Here is a 17745-nt window from a genome sequence, read left to right on the forward strand (position 1 = left end):
TCCACCACCCCGGCGTCATTCCCGCGAAAGCGGGAATCCATGTCGATTCATACGTAGCGCAGGATGGATTCCCGCTTTCGCGGGAATGACGTCCGGCAAGAACGAAGCGAACCGGTGATCTCATGCCTTTCAACACCATCCCCGAAATCCTCGACGACCTTCGCGCCGGCCGCATGGTCGTGATCCTCGACGACGAAGACCGCGAGAACGAGGGCGACCTCGTGATGGCCGCGCAGATGGTGCGGCCGGAGGACGTCAACTTCATGGTGCGCGAGGCGCGCGGCCTGCTCTGCCTCACGCTCACTGAGCAGCGCACGCGCCAGCTTGGCCTGCGCCCCATGGTCAGCGACAACACCTCGCAGTACCACACCAACTTCACCGTCTCGATCGAGGCAGCCGAGGGCGTCACCACCGGCATCTCGGCGCACGACCGCGCGCGCACCATCCAGGTGGCGGTGAAGTCGGATGCGAAGCCGCAGGACCTCTCCCAGCCGGGCCACATCTTCCCGCTCACCGCACAGCCCGGCGGCGTGCTCACCCGCGCCGGCCATACCGAGGCCGGTTGCGACCTTGCCGCGCTGGCGGGGCTGGAGCCGTCGGCGGTGCTGATCGAGATCCTGCACGAGGATGGCTCGATGGCGCGCCGTCCCGAGCTGGAGGTGTTCGCGCAGAAGCATGGTCTCAAGATCGGCAGCATCGCCGACCTGATCCGCTACCGGCTGGAAACCGAGAAGACCATCCAGCGCGTGCACGAGGAGGATGTCGAAACCGAATTCGGCCCGTTCCGGCTGGTGGCCTGGCGCGACGCGATCCGCCGTGGCCTGCACTACGCGCTGGTGCGCGGCACGGTGGACGACGGTGCGCCGGTGCTGAGCCGCGTGCACGTGCGCAACACCTTGTCCGACGTGCTGCACCTCAAGCGCGACGACCTCGGCCTCACCGTCACCAGTGCACTGCGCCGCATCGCCGACGAAGACCGCGGCGTGCTGCTGGTGCTGTCCGGCGAGGACACCCCCGAGGCGCTGCTGGCCCGACTCAAGCGTCAGCCCGCGACCCTCGCGCCCGAGGACGCGCAGCAGCAGGAGTGGCGCCAACTCGGCCTGGGTGCACAGATGCTGGCCGACCTCGGCGTGCGCAAGCTGCGCGTGCTGGGCACGCCGCGCAAGCTGGTGGGCCTGGCTGGCTTCGGCCTGGAAGTCGTCGAACACGTGTGATGTGGTTCGTGGGAGCGGTTGTAGGAGCGGCTTCAGCCGCGATTTGTCCAGCTTGGACAGCGCGATGATCGCGGCTGAAGCCGCTCCTACGCCGCCCTGGCGAACATTTTCGCCATGCGCCGGCCAGATGCTTGCCCGCATAATCGGCTGTCCCAACCGTCGGCTGTTCCCATGCCCACCACCCGCGTCCGCCTGATCGCCCCCTCCGGCTACCCGCACGACCGCGCCGCGATGAGCCGCGGTGTGGCCCGCCTGCGCGAGGCCGGTTGCGCGGTGGATGGCCTGGACGTGCTGGAGCGCACCGAACTGCGCTACGCCGGCAACGATGCCGAGCGCGCGGCCGACCTCAACGCGCTCGCCACGCTGGACGCGCTGCCCGACATCGCGTTGGCGATCCGCGGCGGCTACGGTGCCACGCGCCTGCTGGAACACCTGCACTACGACGCGCTGCGCGAACGGCTGGATGGTTCCAGCATGGTGCTGGTAGGCCACAGCGACTTCACCGCGATCCAGCTGGCACTGCATGCGAAAAGCGGCCTGGTCACGTTTGGCGGCCCCATGCTCGGCCCCGATTTCGGCGCGGAGCTCCCGAGCGCGCTGACGGTGCCGCACTTCTGGCGCACCGTGCGCGCGGCGCAGGGTACGGCGGAGTGGACCAGCAGCGGTGAGCATGCGCTGGATCTCGAAGGTGCGCTGTGGGGCGGCAATCTCGCGATGCTGTGCAGCCTGCTTGGCACGCCGTTTTTCCCGCGCATCGACGGTGGCATCCTGTTCGTGGAGGACGTGGGCGAACCGCCATTCCGCATCGAACGGCTGCTGTACCAGCTGCACCTGTCCGGCGTGCTTGGGCGGCAGCGCGCGCTGATCCTCGGCGATTTCACCGACTGCCGACCCAGTGCCTACGACAACGGCTACGGACTGGGCGAAGGCTTCGCGCAAATCCGCCGCGTGGCCGGCATCCCGGTGCTGGACGGCCTGCCGTTCGGCCACGTGCCGGACAAGTTCACCCTGCCGTTCGGTGTGCCGGCACGCTTGCGTGTGGAGGGCGGCAAGGCGCGGCTGGATTTCACGGGCTACCCGCGTTTGCCGAATGCCTCCACCGGCGACGTGTAGGAGCGCACTCTGTGCGCGATTGTCTTGCGCCTTGATCGAGGTAGGAACTGTCGCACACAGGGTGCGCTCCTACCGATCAGCGGCCAGCGCCAGATAGCGTTGATGCAGCTTCGCGACAGCCGTATCCAGCGCTGCCTCGTCGCCGCTGTTGTCGATCACGTCGTGGGCCAGCGTCAATCGCTCCTCGCGCCGCGCCTGCTGTTCCAGCATGCGCCGGGCCAGCGCCTCGTCGACGCCGTCGCGGGCGATCAGGCGGGCCAGTTGCAGCTCCGCTGGCGCATCGACCAGCAGCACGCGGTCGACCCAGCGGTAGCGCACGATGTTCTCGGCCAGCAGCGGAATCGCCAGCAGGCAGTAAGGCGTGGTGTCGGCCAGCGCACGTTCGTGCAGCCAATGGCGCACGCGGGGATGGATGATGCCTTCCAGCGTCCGCCGCGCCGCCGGATCGGCGAACACGCGGCGGCGCATGGCCGGACGATCCAGCCGGCCTTCGGCATCCAGCACCTCGTCGCCGAACGCGGCGACCACGGCGGCCAAACCTTCGCTGCCAGGCGCAACCACCTCACGCGCAGCGACGTCGGCGTCGTGCACCGGCACGCCCAGCGCGGCGAAGCGGCGCGTCACCGCGCTCTTGCCGGCGGCAATGCCGCCGGTGAGGGCGACGACGTAGCTGTTCATCGCAGCCCGGTGAACTGCAGGTAGGCGTGCAGCAGGGCGTCGCCGGCGATGAACCACACCCAGCCGGCCATCGCGATGAACGGGCCGAACGGCATTGGCACGCCACGCTCATGGCGGGAGAGCGCGATCAGGCTGCCGCCCACGATGGCGCCGATCAACGAAGACAGCAGCACGATGGGCAGGATCGCCAGCGGCCCCATCCAGGCGCCCAGCGCGGCCAGCAGCTTGAAGTCGCCGTGCCCCATGCCTTCCTTGCCGGTGAGCAGCTTGAACAGCCAGTACACGCTCCACAGGCTGAGGTAGCCGATCGCGGCGCCGAGGATCGAGGTGGTGGGCTCCACGAACAGCGGCTTCAGCGCCAGCAGCAGGCCCAGCCACAGCAAGGGCAGGGTGAGCTGGTCGGGCAGCAGTTGGGTGCGGAAGTCGATGCCGGACAGCGCGATCAGCGTCCAGGTCAGCACGAGCCCGGCCAGCGCCGGCCAGGTCGGGCCCAGCTTCCACACCACGACGGCGCTCAGCACGCCGCTCAGCAGCTCCACCAGCGGGTACTGGATCGAGATCCGCGCCTTGCAGTAACGGCAGCGTCCGCCCAGCAGCAGCCAGCCGAACAGCGGGATGTTGTCCGCGGCCGACAGGGGATGCTTGCAGTGCGTGCAGTGCGAAGGCTCGCGCACGATGCCCGGCGGCAGGGTCTCGTCGCCAGCTTCCAGCTCCAGCACGTCGCGTGCCTCGCGCCGCCATTCGGCAGCCATGCGCTCAGGCAGACGCAGGATCACCACGTTGAGGAAACTGCCCACCAGCAGGCCGAGCACGGCGGCGAGGGCGATCCAGGCGGTCAGGGGTAGATCGGGCATGCGGGTCGGATGGCGGTTACGGGGCGGCCAAGCTTACGGGCTTGTCCGTAGGAGCGCACCCTGTGGGCGATGGCTTTTAGCTCTAATCGAAACGCAAGCCAAATCCATCGCGCACAGCGTGCGCTCCTGCGACGCGGCGATCAGACGGTGCCGGCGAGCTTGAAGATCGGCAGATACAGCGAGATCACCATGCCACCCACCACCACGCCGAGGATCACCATGATCATGGGTTCGAGCAGGGTGGAGAGAGTATCGACCGCATTCTCCACCTCTTCCTCGTAGAACTCGGCCACCTTGAACAGCATGTTGTCCAGCGCACCGGATTCCTCGCCGATCGCGGTCATCTGTACCACCATGTTCGGGAACAGTCCGGTTTGCTTCATCGCCAACTGCAGCTGGTGACCGACCGAGATGTCGTCACGCATCTGCTTCACGGCATCACCGTAAACCACGCTGCCGGTGGCGCCGGAGACTGAGTCCAGAGCCTCCACGAGCGGCACTCCGGCGTGGAAGGTCACACCCAAGGTACGGGCAAAGCGGGCGATCGCCGACTCGCGCATGATCTTGCCGAAGACCGGTAGTTTCAGCGTCACGCGGTCGAGGAAATGGGCGAACTTCACTGAACGGCGCTTGCCCGCGACTAAACCGACCACACTGCCGATGACGATGATGATGATCAGCCACCACCAGCTCTTCATGAACTCCGAGGCGCTGACTACGAACTGGGTCGGGGCTGGCAGAGCGGCGCCGGCGTCGTGGAAGGTCTGCGCGAATACCGGCACCACGAACAGCAGCATGATCATGCTGACCAGGAAGGCCACCGCAATCACCATGATCGGGTAGAACAGCGCCTTCTTGATCTTCTTCTTCAGCGCTTCGGTGCGTTCCTTGTAGGTGGCCACGGTGTCCAGCACGGTGTCCAGCACACCAGAGGCCTCGCCGGCGCGCACCAAGTTACGGTACAGCTCGTCGAACTGCACCGGGTAGCGACCCAACGCCTCGTGCAGCGACTGGCCACCTTCCAAGCCCTGCTTCACGTCCATCAGCATGTTCTTGAAGCGGACGTTCTTCTGGCCATCTGCAATGATGTCGAAGGACTGCACCAAGGGCACGCCGGACTTCATCATGGTGGCGATCTGGCGGCTGAACACTGCCACGTCACGTGGGCTGACCGAGCTGCCAGCGGAGCCGAACAGCGGCTTGGCGCGCTCGCGCACGGTCTGCGGGTTCATGCCCTGGCGGCGCAGTTCGGCTTTCACCAGCGATGCGTTCTTCGCCGGCATGTCGCCCTTCATGCGCTTGCCGCGCTTGTCCAGAGCCACCCATTCGTAGACGGTGAGCTTGCTGACCGCCGCGCGCTCGGCACCGAGCGCGCGCGTGTCCTTCTTGGCAGTTGCAGAAGCCGTGGCCATGCGCTGTCCCCCCTGATGGTGCGTTCCGGCGGGCCGTTCGGGCCCTGGAACCGTTCTGATACCGAAGCTTACGTCATTTTCCTGCCGTGAAACCGTGGCGGCGGCCACAGCTGGCGCAGGAGGGGTAAAGGAACGGCGTAGGGGTGGTTGTAGGAGCGGCTTCAGCCGCGACTGGCAAGGGAATCGCGGCTGAAGCCGCTCCTACGCCGCTCCTGCGGCTGCGTCAATCCTTGGTCACCCGGTCGATCTCGGTGAGGCTGGTCATCCCCTGCTTCACCTTGAGCAGGGCCGAGGCGCGTAGGTCGTTGATGCCGGCCGCCTTGGCGGCCTCGGCGATCTGCAGCGCATTGCCGCCCTGCAGGATGATCTTCTGGATCTCCTCCAGCATCGGCATGACCTGGTAGATGCCCACGCGGCCCTTGTAGCCCTCGTTGCACTCGTCGCAGCCCACCGCCTCGTAGATGGTGAGGCCCGCGTCGATATCGGCCTGGCTGAAGCCCGCGGCCAGCAGCACTTGCGGCGGCAGATTCTGCGGCTTCTTGCAGCCGTGCAGGCGGCGTGCCAAGCGCTGGGCGATGATCAGGGTGACCGAGGAGGTGATGTTGTACGGCGCGATGCCCATGTTCATCAGGCGCGCCACGGTCTGCGCCGCATCGTTGGTGTGCAGGGTGGACAGCACCATGTGGCCGGTCTGTGCGGCCTTGATCGCGATCTCGGCGGTCTCCAGGTCGCGGATCTCGCCCACCATGATCACGTCCGGGTCCTGGCGCAGGAACGAACGCAACGCGGCGGCGAAGGTCATGCCGCGCTTGACGTTCTGCTGCACCTGGTTGATGCCCTCGACGCGGATTTCCACCGGGTCTTCCACGGTGGAGATGTTGCGCTCGGCGGTGTTCAGCATGTTGAGGCCGGTATACAGCGACACCGTCTTGCCCGAGCCGGTGGGGCCGGTGACGAGCACCATGCCGTAGGGCTTGTGGATGGCGTCCACGTAGAGCTTCTGCTGGTTCGGCTCATAGCCCAGCTTCTCGATGCCGATCTTGGCCGCCGAGCCGTCCAGGATACGCAGCACGATCTTCTCGCCGAACAGCGTAGGCAGGCTGCTGACGCGGAAATCCACCGCGCGGGTCTTGCTGAGGTTGAGCTTGATGCGACCGTCCTGCGGCACGCGCTTCTCGGCGATGTCCAGTTGCGCCATCACCTTCAGGCGCGAGCTGATGCGGCTGGCCAGCTTCAGCGGCGGGCTGGCCACCGCACGCAGCATGCCATCCATGCGCAGGCGTACGCGGTACTGGTTTTCGAACGGTTCGAAGTGGATGTCCGAGGCCCCGCGCTTGATCGCGTCCACCAGGATCTTGTTGACGAACTTCACCACCGGTGCATCGTCAGTACCTGTTGCGTCGATACCGCCCGGCGCCTCATCGACATCGCCGCCTTCGGTATCCAGCTCGCCTAGGTCGTCGCCACCCATGTCGGGCATCACGTCGTGCATGTTGCTGAGTGCGACGTCGATGGTGCGGTTGAGCTGGCTGCGCTCGACCAGGATCGGTTCCACCATGCAGTTGGAGTGGAACTTGATCTCCTCCAGCGCATCCAGCTGCATCGGGTCGGCGATGCCCACGAACAGGCGCTTGCCACGCCGGAACAGCGGCAGCGCGCGGTGCTTCGTCAGCAAGGCTTCGCTCACCAAATTGACCGGGAGCTGTGTGGGGTTCAGTGCGGTCACGTCCAGCATCGGCATGCCGAACTCAAGCGAGGCTAGGCGCAGCAGGCGCAGGCCGTCCACCAGGTTCTGGTCCAGCAGCCACGAGGTCAGAGTGACGCGTTGCTGGTTGCTTTCCTGCACCGCGCGACGCGCGTCCGCCTCCGACAACAGACCCTCGGCTACCAAGCGGCGCGCAAGCCCGGTCAGCCCCGCGAGCGGCGTTTGCATTGCAGATGACATGAGTGGCAGCCCCGAGCCCTAATGGCACCGAATCTACCCCAGTCGGGGCTGCGGGTCATCCGTTCGGCGCGACCAGGTCGGCGGTCGTGACGCCTGCTTCACGTTATGATGCGTCGCAATCCGGGGAGCCAACCGTTGAACCGCCTCAGCATCATCCTGCCCGCCAAGAACGAAGCCCCTGCACTGGCCGAATTGCTGCCGCGATTGCATTCCGCCCACCCTGAGGCGGAGATCATCGTGGTGGACGATGGTTCCACCGACGACACGTGCCGAATCTGTGCCGAAGCCGGTGTGAACTGCCTCAGTTCACCGTATTCGATGGGCAATGGCGCTGCGATCAAGCGCGGCGCCCGTGCCGCCAGCGGCGAGGTGCTGGTGCTCATGGACGGCGACGGCCAGCATGATCCGGCCGACGTGGCGCGCCTGCTGGCCAAGCTCCACGAGGGCTACGACATGGTGGTCGGCGCCCGCGACTGGGGCAGCCAGGCCGGCGTGGGTCGCGGCTTGGCCAACACGCTGTACAACTGGCTGGCCACCCGCATGACCGGCCACCCGGTGGCCGACCTCACCTCCGGCTTCCGCGCCGTACGCGCGGACAAGTTCCGCGAGTTCCTGCACCTGCTGCCGAACGGCTTCAGCTACCCCACCACCAGCACCATGGCGTTCTTCCGCAGCGCCTATCCGGTGGCCTATCTGCCGATCAAGGCCGCCCAGCGCGTGGGCAAGAGCCATATCAAACCGATCAAGGACGGCGTGCGCTTTCTGCTGATCATCTTCAAGATCGCCACGCTGTACTCGCCGCTCAAGCTGTTCGTGCCGACCGCGGTGGCGTTCTTCCTGCTCGGCTGCGCGAATTACGCTTGGACATTCGCGCAGGATGGCCGCCTTACGAACGGCAGCACCCTCATGTGGAGCGCCGCAGTGATCGTGTTCCTGATTGGGCTGATTTCAGAACAGATCACGTCGTTGATCTATCGGCGCGATGCGTAAGCCGATTTGCGTGGTGTGGCCGTGAGAAAGATGCGCCTGCTCGCATTGACGACGTCATATCCGCTGTACCCGGGTAGTTCCGCTGGCGTATTCGTCCAAAGTCTTTATCGACGCCTGTCAGTCAAATGCGCCATAGACGTGGTCTGCCCCGCTGGTGCGAAGCCCATGAAGGCGACATTCGACGATAGCGCGGCAACGGGTATTCGCGTTCATGCGGTGCATTACGCACCTAGGGCGTGGCGCAGGTTGGCCCAGGAGTCTGGTGGAATCGTTACGGGTTTGCGGCGCGCGCCATGGTACGTATTGCTGCTGCCGGGATTGCTGTTTGGACTGTTTTGGCGCTGCTTGTTGCGCGCGGGTGATACGGATTTGATTCATGCCAACTGGGCTGTATGCGGGGCCATGGCGGGCATCGTCGGGCGTTTGCGGAGGAAGCCCGTGATAACAACGTTGCGCGGCAGCGACGTAACGCGCGCGACCCGTTCGTGGCTAGATCGAATGACCCTCGGCTTGGCCGTGCGCAACAGTCGAATCGTGATTTGCGTTTCGGAAGCGATGGCTGAGCAGCTGCGTACGCAATTCCCGCATCGTACTGCCGACATTCATGCATGCCTCAATGGTGCCGATGAGGCATTCTTCCAGATCAACAGGACGGTCTCCGACGACACCGGCTTGCGGGTGCTGGCGGTGGGCAACCTGATTCCTCTGAAAGGCTTCGATGTGTTGATCGAGGCTGTCGCGCGTGCGCGTCATCGTGAGCAAATGCATGTATGCATCGTCGGCGGTGGACCCGAGCGGGAAGCACTGCTCGCTCTGGCGGCATCCCGCGGTGTGTCTTCCTGTTTCACGTTTGCCGGAACCGTGCCCGCAACCGACATGCCGAAACGAATTTCCGAAGCGGATGTGTTCGTCCTTTCCAGTCGTTCGGAGGGGCGACCCAATGTTGTCGTGGAAGCTTTGGCTGGCGGTTTGCCGGTTATTTCCACCGATCTGGAGGGTGTGCAGGGAATGGTCAGGAACGGTGACACCGGCTGGCTGATCGCAGTCGATGACCCAGATGCATTGGCCGCTGCGCTGGATCAGGCGGTCACCGATCGCGCAGAACTTTACCGCCGCGGTGAACGCGCACGTGCGGCCGCACGCACTCAGATCGGGACATGGATGGATACGGCGCGTTGTTACGAGGCGTTGTTCCAGACAGCCTTGACGCAAGACGGGAGGCAGCGCCCCTCATGTGCGGAATAGCCTTTCTCCGGGCCCCGGCGGTTTCATTCGGGGAGCGTCGCGAACGGATGGGAGCGGCCTTGCAACGGCTCAAGCACCGCGGCCCCGACGAATCCGGGTGCTTCGACGGTGACGATTTCGTGGCGGGACACACGCGGCTGGCGATCATCGATCTCGATGGCGGCCACCAGCCCATGCGTGATCCCGCTGGGCGCTGGGTCCTGGTGTTCAATGGCGAGATCTACAACTACCGGGAATTGCGAGCCCAATTGGCGGGGCGCTGGGATTTTCGCGATGACAGCGACACCGAAGTGTTGCTGGCTGGGCTGGTCACGGAAGGTGCAAGGTTCGTCGAACGCCTAGATGGCATGTGGGCGTTCGTGTTGCTCGATGCCGCTTCCGGTGACGTGTTGCTTTCAAGGGACCGCTTCGGCAAGAAGCCCTTGTATTACCGCCGCCACGGTACGACGTTTGCCTGTGCCTCCGAATTGCCGGCACTGGAGGTGCTGACTCCGGATGTGGCCAGCACGGAAGATGCCGCGGGCATCGCGGACTATTTCCGCTACGGCTACGCGTTGCCCGGAACGACTTGTGTGGCAGGCGTCAGCGAGGTTTTGCCAGCACACACGTTGTGGCTGCGCGCGGATGGTTCCATCGTCCAGGAGTGCTATTGGGCGCCATCGGTCGAACCCTGGACTGGCAGCTTCGAGGAAGCGGCCGAGCAGGTTCGCGAACTGCTGACGCAGGGTGTGCGTCGACGCCAGTTGGCATCCGACGTTGAAGTCGGGGCGTTCCTTTCCGGCGGCGTCGATTCGACAACCGTGTGTGCGCTTGCGCAGGAATCGGGGTTCGGAAGGCTGCGAACATTTACCGCGGGTTTTGCCGAACCGACCTACGATGAGCGCGCGCCAGCGGCGCGGGCGGCAGCCGAGCTGGGTACGCTGCACACGGCTGAAGAGATCAAGCCGGATATTGCGGCAGCCCTTGCAACGGAACTTCCCCGCCGCATGGGCCAGCCGTTCGGCGATTCTTCTCTGGTTCCCAGCGCGTTGGTTGCTTCGGTCGCGGCGCGGCACGTCAAGGTGGTTCTGACAGGTGATGGCGCCGACGAGATCTTCGGGGGTTACGCCAGATACGCAGGCCGGTTGCTGCGCCAGCGCTATCACCGGCTGCCAGCCTCGCTGCGTTCGATCGTCGAGCGTGGCGTGCTGGCGACGCCCGAACCCTACGCGCATCACAGCGGCAGCTTCCTGAAACGTGCACATCTTTTCGTGCGGCTGGCGCGCGAGGACAAGGATGCCTACATAGGGCCGCCGGCCATCCGCAAGGAAACGCTCGCGCAACTGGTGCCCGGGCTGGGCGCGGGAAACTCGATGCCCGATCGGCCCTGGCCTGATGACCCGGACGAACTGAGGCACATGCTGCTGATGGACTGTCTGGTCTATTTGCCCCAGGACATCCTGCAGAAAGTCGATCGCGCGACGATGATGCATTCGCTCGAAGCCCGCAGCCCTTTTCTTGACAAAGCGCTGTTTGAATTTGCGATTCGCTTGCCTTGGCAATGGCACTTCTCGGGATTGCGCGGAAAGCGCTTGTTGCAGGCGGCCATGCGCGGTCGCGTGCCTGACTTCATCTGGGATCGTCGCAAGCAGGGATTTGCCTCGCCGGTCAGTCACTGGCTGCGCCATTGGTTGGGGGATGACCTGCTGTCCATGACGGATTCGGGAGACACCGGTGTCGTGGATGCGGCGGGATTGCGCGCGCTGCTGCGTGAGCACCGCGCTGGGCGTGCCGATCATTCGCAGCCACTGTGGCTGGCCTATGCCTATCTGCGCTGGCGCGCCGGTTGACTGCATGACTGCACGCGCTGACCGCATCTTGCTTGTCTTGCCGAGCCTCGAGCGAGGTGGCGGCGAGCGTGTATTGCTGCAACTGGCTGGATCGTTTCTGGCCGCAGGGCGGGAAGTGCACGTAGCTGTCCTGCTTGGCGGTGGCCCGCTACGTCCGCTTGTTCCAGACGCTGTGACGTTGCATGAGCTGATCGATGCCGGCGATGCGCCCAAGGGTCTTGCACTGGCATGGAAGGCACTCCCCAGGTTGGCATCGCTCATCCGCACGATCAAACCGCACGCCGTGTTGAGCACGATGACAGGAACGAGTCTGTTGACTGTGCTGGCATGCATGCGGGCGCGCATCCGTGCACGTCTCGTCCTGCGGGAGGCATCCAGCCTCGTCAACACGAAAAGTGCCTTGAAACGACAAGCGATGCGTTGGCTCTACCGACGCGTTGGCGGGCTGGTCGCGGTGTCAGCGGGGGTTGCGCAGGATCTGCGTGGGCTGGGTCTTGCGGATGACCGCATCCATGTCATACGCAATCCGGTGGATGTCGAGCGGCTGCGGCAACTCGCGGCTGTCGGCTTGCCACCAGCGTTGCTGGACAACGCCCCGTACGTGGTTTCGCTGGGACGCTTGACCGAAGCGAAAGATTTCCCCACCTTGTTGCGGGCGTATGCAACCAGCGCTTTGCGCGGCAGCCATCGCCTCATCATTGTCGGGGAAGGCGAGCAACGCACGAACCTGGAAAACCTGATGCGAGATCTCGGGCTGGCGGATCGTGTCCTGCTCACGGGGGCGATGGACAATCCGTATCGCGTGCTGGCCGATGCTTCGTTGCACGTTCTTTCTTCCCGCTGGGAAGGTTATCCGAATGTCCTGCTGGAAGCCCTCGCCTTGGGAGTTCCGATGGTATCCACCGATTGCCCGCATGGTCCGTGCGAAATACTCGATGGTGGACGCTACGGTCGCCTCGTGCCTGTCGGCGATGCAGCCGCCTTGGCGCATGCGATGGATGCGGAACTGGAGCAGCCGTCATATACGGGCGAGGCGGTTCTTGCCGTTCACCACCCCCAGATCATTGCGTTGCGCTATCTGGCGTTACTGGATGGTGCATACGTAGAAGGATCGACATGATCCGAATCTCAGATATATCGTTTAGTGCGAACAACGGCCTTTGTGGCATGAAATCTGGATCGCCGCCGTGAAGGTCCTATTTGTTCTTCCCAATATCGCAATCGGTGGCGTCGAGCGTGTGCGCCTGACATTGATCGAATACCTTGCGTCGCATGGAATCGAGTGTCGGCTTGCATTGCGCAGGTATCAGGGCGAACTGCTTGAGCGCGGCCTCAAGCTAACGACGGTTGATGATCTTGCGCCGCGCGGGTTGCACCAATTTATTCCTTCACTGGTGAAAGTTATCCGACGTGAGCAGCCGACCCATGTGATCACCGCGTTTCCCGACATGGGCTTACTGACTTGGCTTGCCCTGAAAATTTCAGGAAGCCGGGCGAAGTGGATACACAGCGTGCACGATACGCAAGCCAACTTGACATCGAGGTCTGATCGTTTGGGGCGATTCCGTTACATGATCAAGAGCCGTTCGGGGGATTTTTGCTATCGTCGCGCTGATGCGGTTGTTACGGTCTCGGAAGGTATACGCCGTGAAATTTTGGCCAAATATGTGTTGGCTCCGTCAAAAATCGTGACCCTGCACAATCCTGCGATTCCTGACGAATTGCTCTGTTGGAAACGGTTGCCTCTCGAGAGCGGGGCGAGTCCTTGTCGCATCGTCGCACTGGGGCGACTCGTACATCAAAAGGGTTTTGACGTCCTGATTCGCGCAATGGCAAACGTGCCGGGCCCTTGGCAATTGGACATATGGGGTGATGGAATTGAGCGCTCGAAGCTCTTTGCGCTGGCCGGGGAGCTTGGCCTTCGGGATAAGATTCGCTTTTGCGGTAGCACTATGGAACCGTTCGCTGCAATGCGCGAAGCGGATATTTTTGTGCTGCCTTCACGTCACGAGGGACTTCCCGGTGTTTTGATCGAGGCGCTTGCGTGTCAGTGTCAAATTGTCGCCGCCGATTGTCCTCAGGGGCCACGTGAAATCCTGCAAGAAGGGAAGCTCGGTCAGTTGGTGCCGGTAGAAGACGCCAATGCGTTGGCTGTGGCTATCACGCGCGTGATCGAAGGGAAGCATCGTGTCAATTCAAACTTGTTGCTGGAACGTGCATACGACTTCACGCGATCGGTTTGTTGTGCACGTTGGGAGTCTCTTTTGCGGGATTTGGCTGACTAATCGGCGCGACTTGATTCGAAGCTCCAATCTTTAAGCCGACTCCGCTATGCGAGAAACGCGAGGGACGGACTTGCCAAGTGCTTTTTCTTCATCGCGCGTTTTGGAAATGCTCTAGCCAAGCCTGAAACATCAGGACGTTCCATAGCCTGTAAGGTTCGCCGGTCTCTCCGCTGGCGTGGGTATTCCACGCTTGCCTGATCATCAGCGGGTCAAAAAAGCCTTCCTCGCGCAATCGCCTTTCGTCCAGTAGTGCTTCCGCCCATTCGTGCAATGGGCCGTGCAGCCAGTCTCCGATGGGTGCACCGAACCCAGCCTTGGGTCGGTCTACTAGGGTCCTTGGTACATAACGCTGAAGTACTTGCCGCAATATCCATTTGCCCTGCCCGGTGCGCACCTTTTGTCGCAACGGTGTGCGCCAGGCAAACTCTACGACTCGATGGTCCAGCAACGGCACGCGCGCCTCAAGACTGGCGGACATGCTCGCCCGGTCGACTTTCGTGAGGCAATCATCAGGCAGGTAGCTCACCAGATCGGCATACATCATCCTTTCGAACGGTGTGAGCAGCGCCAAATTCCGCAGTTCATGCGTCAGGTTGGTCGGAACTTCACTGCTGTTCTTGACCACGCGCAGCGCATCATCCCAGTGAGTGATCAGGTGCAGATACCGATCACTGTCGTTCGCCGCGCCGAGCATGTTGCCCAATCTGGTCGCCATGGACAGCGGGTTTTTTGGGCGCAGCTGGGACGGTAGAAGTCGAGCTGCCCGGCCCATGACGTAAGCCAAACTCCCTTGTGGTGCCTTCAGTGCCGCGGCAGCGGAGTTCAGGAGCATGCGTGGGAACATGGCTGTCAGACGCCGGTAGCGTTCGGCTTCGAAATAGCGGCTGTACCCGCCGAACAGTTCGTCACCGCCATCACCTGAAAGGCTGACGGTAACCGCGTTGCGCGCGAGTCTTGAGACGAAAAGAGTGGGTATTTGAGAGGGATCCGCGAATGGCTCGTCAAAGATGGTTGGCAGTTCCGGAACGATATCCAGCGCATCGCGTGCGGTCAGGTACAGCTCTTGGTGGTCGGTGCCCAGATGGGCCGCAACGGCCTTTGCAAAAGGCGCTTCGTTGATATCCTGTGTACCGAAGCCGATTGAAAACGTCTTTACTGGACGTGAGGCTTGTACTTGCATCAGTGCTGCGATAGTCGAGGAGTCGATGCCGCCGGACAGAAATGCTCCAAGCGGAACATCGGCCTCCATGCGGATCTTCACGGCGTCGCGCAGAAGAGTATCGAGTTCGTCGACGGCTTCCTCGTCCGTATAGCCATTTCTGTGTGCAGCGCCGTCCTCTGCAACCCCTCGCGCGGACCAGTAGGTTCGCGTCAGGGGATGAATCGCCCCTATTTCGAGCGGTTGGCGGGCGGTGCGCTCTTCAACGGGCAACCATGTGCCAGGTAAAAGCTTGTAAATACCGCGAAAGATCGAATAGGGAGCCGGGATGTATCCATGGCGCATAAACAACGCTATTGCGTCACGGTTAATTTCGTTGTTGAAGCCGGGTGGCGCCTGGATAGCTTTCAACTCGGATGCGAATACAAACATCCGACCAACCCATCCGTAATAGAGCGGCTTGATCCCGACACGGTCGCGAACAAGCGACAGCGTGCGTTGCTCGCGATCCCAAAGTGCAAACGCAAACATGCCATTGAGACGCTGCAGGGTGCGCTCAAGCCCCCAGTGTTCGACGGCGGTTACGATAACCTCGGTATCCGAGTGGCCGCGGAACGTGGCACCTTGGCTTACAAGCTCGCGGTGTAGCTGCTGATGGTTGAATGCTTCACCGTTGTAGGTGATGACGTATCGCCCATTCGCAGAGGCCATTGGTTGGTGCCCGTGCGCAGACAGGTCCACTACAGACAGCCGGCGATGTCCCAACGCGATGCCGGCACCGGGGTCTACGAACACGCCCGAATCGTCCGGACCGCGGTGCTTGAGCTGCTCCGACATCCTGCGCGCGCGAGCCACCAACTCCTCGCTGGGCAGCGTGGGTGAGTGCCAAAGACCGGATATGCCGCACATTAGTGATTACTCACTGGGTAATGTGTTAAGCCGGATGTGTAGACATTTCGCCGACGCATGTGTCGCCCAAATTCCTGAGGCATAGTCATTGGGTGGTGTCAGTGACCGTACTCGTCTGCTTGCGAAAAATTGCGAGGATGCGCGGTGGCTTTGATTTGATCAGGCCCACCGCACGCGCTGCCCATAGTAAAACGCGCATGCGCAGTGGCCTGAGCTCTGTACTGTTTGCCGATACAAGAGCAAAGCCATGTAGAGACATAAATTCGATCAGCGAGTTTCTTGACCAACTGCGTACGTGTTGCCATATGTGGAAAGTGCGACCGCAATTTGGACAGCATGTGTGAAGTTGTTCTAAATCCTCATCGTTCGGCGTAGTGATAACTACATATCCTCCATTCTTGAGCAAACGATGGATTTCAGTAAGCATTGCTTCAAGTGCGGGATTGGCGAGGTGCTCAACAACTTCTAACGAAAACACGGCGTCGAAACTTTCGCTAGCCCACGATGTGGGGACGCGATTGAGGGTCCGGAGATCGGGTAATGGTTCGATTGATGCGCATGTTTTCTGCGCAATGCGGATTGATTCGTGTGAGAAATCGGCGCCGTGCAACAGTATGTCGGGCCGTAGCTGCGAGATAAATTTGAGAAAGTTTCCAGTTCCGCAACCGAAGTCCAGGATGCGCGCCGATTTGTGCTTGGCGACGCACGACAGAGTGCGCTTTGCGACAGGCATGCCATGGCTAACGCTAAAGTAGTTAGCCGTTGCGGATGGTCGATGCGATTGATAGTCCCAGAACCGCGCGACTTGCTCAGGCGTCCACTCGATGTCTTGAGGTATTGACATGTGCACCTATCCTATTGAAATCAAAGTCGAGTGTGAATTGATTGATGGTGTCGCAAGTAGCCCCACCCTATTGCTGCCATTAGCCACTCCGAACACGCCAACCCTAATGGCAGGCCTTTCTCACCAAATAAAACTGTGAGTGTGGTGGCCATGATGATCAATAGCATCAGTCCAGTGACCTCGAGTGTCACGCGTATCCAGGGCCTGCCCAAGGCCATCAACACGTTGCCCACGGACATGCGTAGAGCCATGCCTGGCAGGGCCACGCACAGCCAGCGAAGCGTATGGTCAAGGCCATGAAATTTTGTGCCGAATACCCAGTCGAATATCGGTGCGGCCAGCCATAGCACGACCGCGGTAGCAAGGCTGTAGGCGAAGGCGGTGCTGAATATCCAGAAGAGCAATTGGACTGTACGTTTCGGTTGCTCGTTGCCTTCGCGAAACAATCTGGGCAACGCCGACTCCATCATAGCGCTGACTGGAAGTGTGGTGGCGGCGATGATACGCGTACCGACTGCGTAGAGACCGGCGACTGGCAGTGGTAGCAATTTGGTGGCAAGCGTCTTGTCGAGTTCACCGGGGCCGCTTGCACTGATGCTTAGCGCGGCGTACCCGGCATTGTCGCGCAGCTCGCCAATGTTCGGCAGACGCCACTGATGCGGAGCCGGCCAAGCGGACGGAAACGTTCGCACTGCCAGCACGAGCGCTAGCAGCGAGGCCACCGGATACACGTAGCCGTAAGCGAGTAAAGGATTGGAGGGGTGTACCAAGAACACGCCGGCGGCGGCAACGAGGCGCAGCACCATCGGCAGGGTTTTCAGTAGTTGCGAGCGTGCAATGCGTCCAAGTCCCTGATGCTCGGAAACGGCCAGGCGGAACAGTGCTTGCAGCCATATTTCGGTGATGCCGATGGCCAGCAGCACCGTCGCGGGCACTTGGGCCGCGCGCAGCATCAGCATGCAGACAGTGAGATAAATGGCCAGCAGTGCGCTTCCGCAAAGCAGCGTGGTCGGGATCGCATAGGCCAGCACCTGGTTGCGGCGCGCCGGCTCCTTTGCCACTTCGCCAAGCAAGATGACGTTTGTGCCGAAAGGCGAAAGCGCTCCAAGGAGCACGGCCAGCGATGCGACGCCTGCAAACCCACCAAACTGGTACGGCCCCAACATGCGCGCCACCAGCAGCAAGGTGCCTGCCTGCACCAGCGTATACAAACCCAATATGAAGGTTGTGCGGATGGTGCCGCGCGCTATGGGGCCTTTCATGGAGGT

Annotated in this window: 14 protein-coding genes; 7 read left to right on the forward strand and 7 right to left on the reverse strand. The window is 62.3% G+C overall.

The window, feature by feature from the left end:
- The first annotated feature begins 122 nt into the window (after positions 1-122).
- Complete coding sequence (gene ribB / locus AB7878_RS13710; protein ID WP_369494888.1) at positions 123-1214, forward strand: 3,4-dihydroxy-2-butanone-4-phosphate synthase; 1092 nt, start codon at positions 123-125, stop codon at positions 1212-1214.
- Between the two features lie 171 nt (positions 1215-1385).
- Positions 1386-2327 carry a muramoyltetrapeptide carboxypeptidase gene (ldcA, locus tag AB7878_RS13715; RefSeq protein WP_369494889.1) on the forward strand — a complete coding sequence of 314 codons (942 nt, stop codon included), beginning with the start codon at positions 1386-1388 and terminating at the stop codon, positions 2325-2327.
- A 69-nt stretch (positions 2328-2396) separates the two neighbouring features.
- Here the strand turns inward: ldcA and coaE are convergent, their stop codons facing one another.
- The 4 genes from coaE to pilB all read right to left on the reverse strand — a co-directional run bounded on the left by coaE (position 2397) and on the right by pilB (position 7216).
- Positions 2397-3005 (reverse strand): dephospho-CoA kinase, encoded by a 609-nt coding sequence (coaE, locus tag AB7878_RS13720; RefSeq protein ID WP_369494890.1) that lies wholly within the window; start codon positions 3003-3005, stop codon positions 2397-2399.
- Positions 3002-3859 (reverse strand): prepilin peptidase, encoded by an 858-nt coding sequence (locus tag AB7878_RS13725; protein ID WP_369494891.1) that lies wholly within the window; start codon positions 3857-3859, stop codon positions 3002-3004. Before AB7878_RS13725 ends, coaE begins: the two co-directional genes overlap by 4 nt.
- Positions 3860-3999: 140 nt before the next feature.
- Complete coding sequence (locus tag AB7878_RS13730; RefSeq protein ID WP_369495775.1) at positions 4000-5271, reverse strand: type II secretion system F family protein; 1272 nt, start codon at positions 5269-5271, stop codon at positions 4000-4002.
- 223 nt (positions 5272-5494) lie between these two features.
- Positions 5495-7216, reverse strand: coding sequence for a type IV-A pilus assembly ATPase PilB (gene pilB / locus AB7878_RS13735; RefSeq protein WP_369494892.1), 1722 nt, complete (start codon positions 7214-7216; stop codon positions 5495-5497).
- Between the two features lie 135 nt (positions 7217-7351).
- Here pilB and AB7878_RS13740 point away from each other — a divergent pair, with 135 nt between their 5' ends.
- The 5 genes from AB7878_RS13740 (at position 7352) to AB7878_RS13760 (ending at position 13565) form a co-directional block, all read left to right on the forward strand.
- Positions 7352-8206 (forward strand): glycosyltransferase family 2 protein, encoded by an 855-nt coding sequence (locus AB7878_RS13740; protein WP_369494893.1) that lies wholly within the window; start codon positions 7352-7354, stop codon positions 8204-8206.
- Between the two features lie 30 nt (positions 8207-8236).
- Complete coding sequence (locus AB7878_RS13745) at positions 8237-9451, forward strand: glycosyltransferase (protein WP_369494894.1); 1215 nt, start codon at positions 8237-8239, stop codon at positions 9449-9451.
- A gap of 47 nt (positions 9452-9498) precedes the next feature.
- Positions 9499-11280, forward strand: coding sequence for an asparagine synthase (glutamine-hydrolyzing) (gene asnB, locus AB7878_RS13750; protein WP_369494895.1), 1782 nt, complete (start codon positions 9499-9501; stop codon positions 11278-11280).
- A 4-nt stretch (positions 11281-11284) separates the two neighbouring features.
- On the forward strand, positions 11285-12400 hold the full coding sequence (locus AB7878_RS13755; RefSeq protein WP_369494896.1) for a glycosyltransferase: 1116 nt from the start codon (positions 11285-11287) through the stop codon (positions 12398-12400).
- Positions 12401-12467: 67 nt separating this feature from the next.
- The gene (locus AB7878_RS13760; protein WP_369494897.1) at positions 12468-13565 is read left to right on the forward strand and encodes a glycosyltransferase; all 1098 of its coding nucleotides are present in this window, start codon (positions 12468-12470) and stop codon (positions 13563-13565) included.
- Positions 13566-13653: 88 nt separating this feature from the next.
- Here the strand turns inward: AB7878_RS13760 and asnB (AB7878_RS13765) are convergent, their stop codons facing one another.
- From asnB (AB7878_RS13765) to AB7878_RS13775, 3 genes are all read right to left on the reverse strand, one after another.
- Complete coding sequence (gene asnB / locus AB7878_RS13765; protein ID WP_369494898.1) at positions 13654-15633, reverse strand: asparagine synthase (glutamine-hydrolyzing); 1980 nt, start codon at positions 15631-15633, stop codon at positions 13654-13656.
- A gap of 85 nt (positions 15634-15718) precedes the next feature.
- The gene (locus AB7878_RS13770; protein WP_369494899.1) at positions 15719-16477 is read right to left on the reverse strand and encodes a class I SAM-dependent methyltransferase; all 759 of its coding nucleotides are present in this window, start codon (positions 16475-16477) and stop codon (positions 15719-15721) included.
- A gap of 20 nt (positions 16478-16497) precedes the next feature.
- Positions 16498-17739 carry a lipopolysaccharide biosynthesis protein gene (locus AB7878_RS13775; RefSeq protein WP_369494900.1) on the reverse strand — a complete coding sequence of 414 codons (1242 nt, stop codon included), beginning with the start codon at positions 17737-17739 and terminating at the stop codon, positions 16498-16500.
- Between the last annotated feature and the right edge of the window lie 6 nt (positions 17740-17745).

Source organism: Rhodanobacter humi, assembly GCF_041107455.1.
Taxonomy (GTDB): Bacteria; Pseudomonadota; Gammaproteobacteria; order Xanthomonadales; family Rhodanobacteraceae; genus Rhodanobacter_A.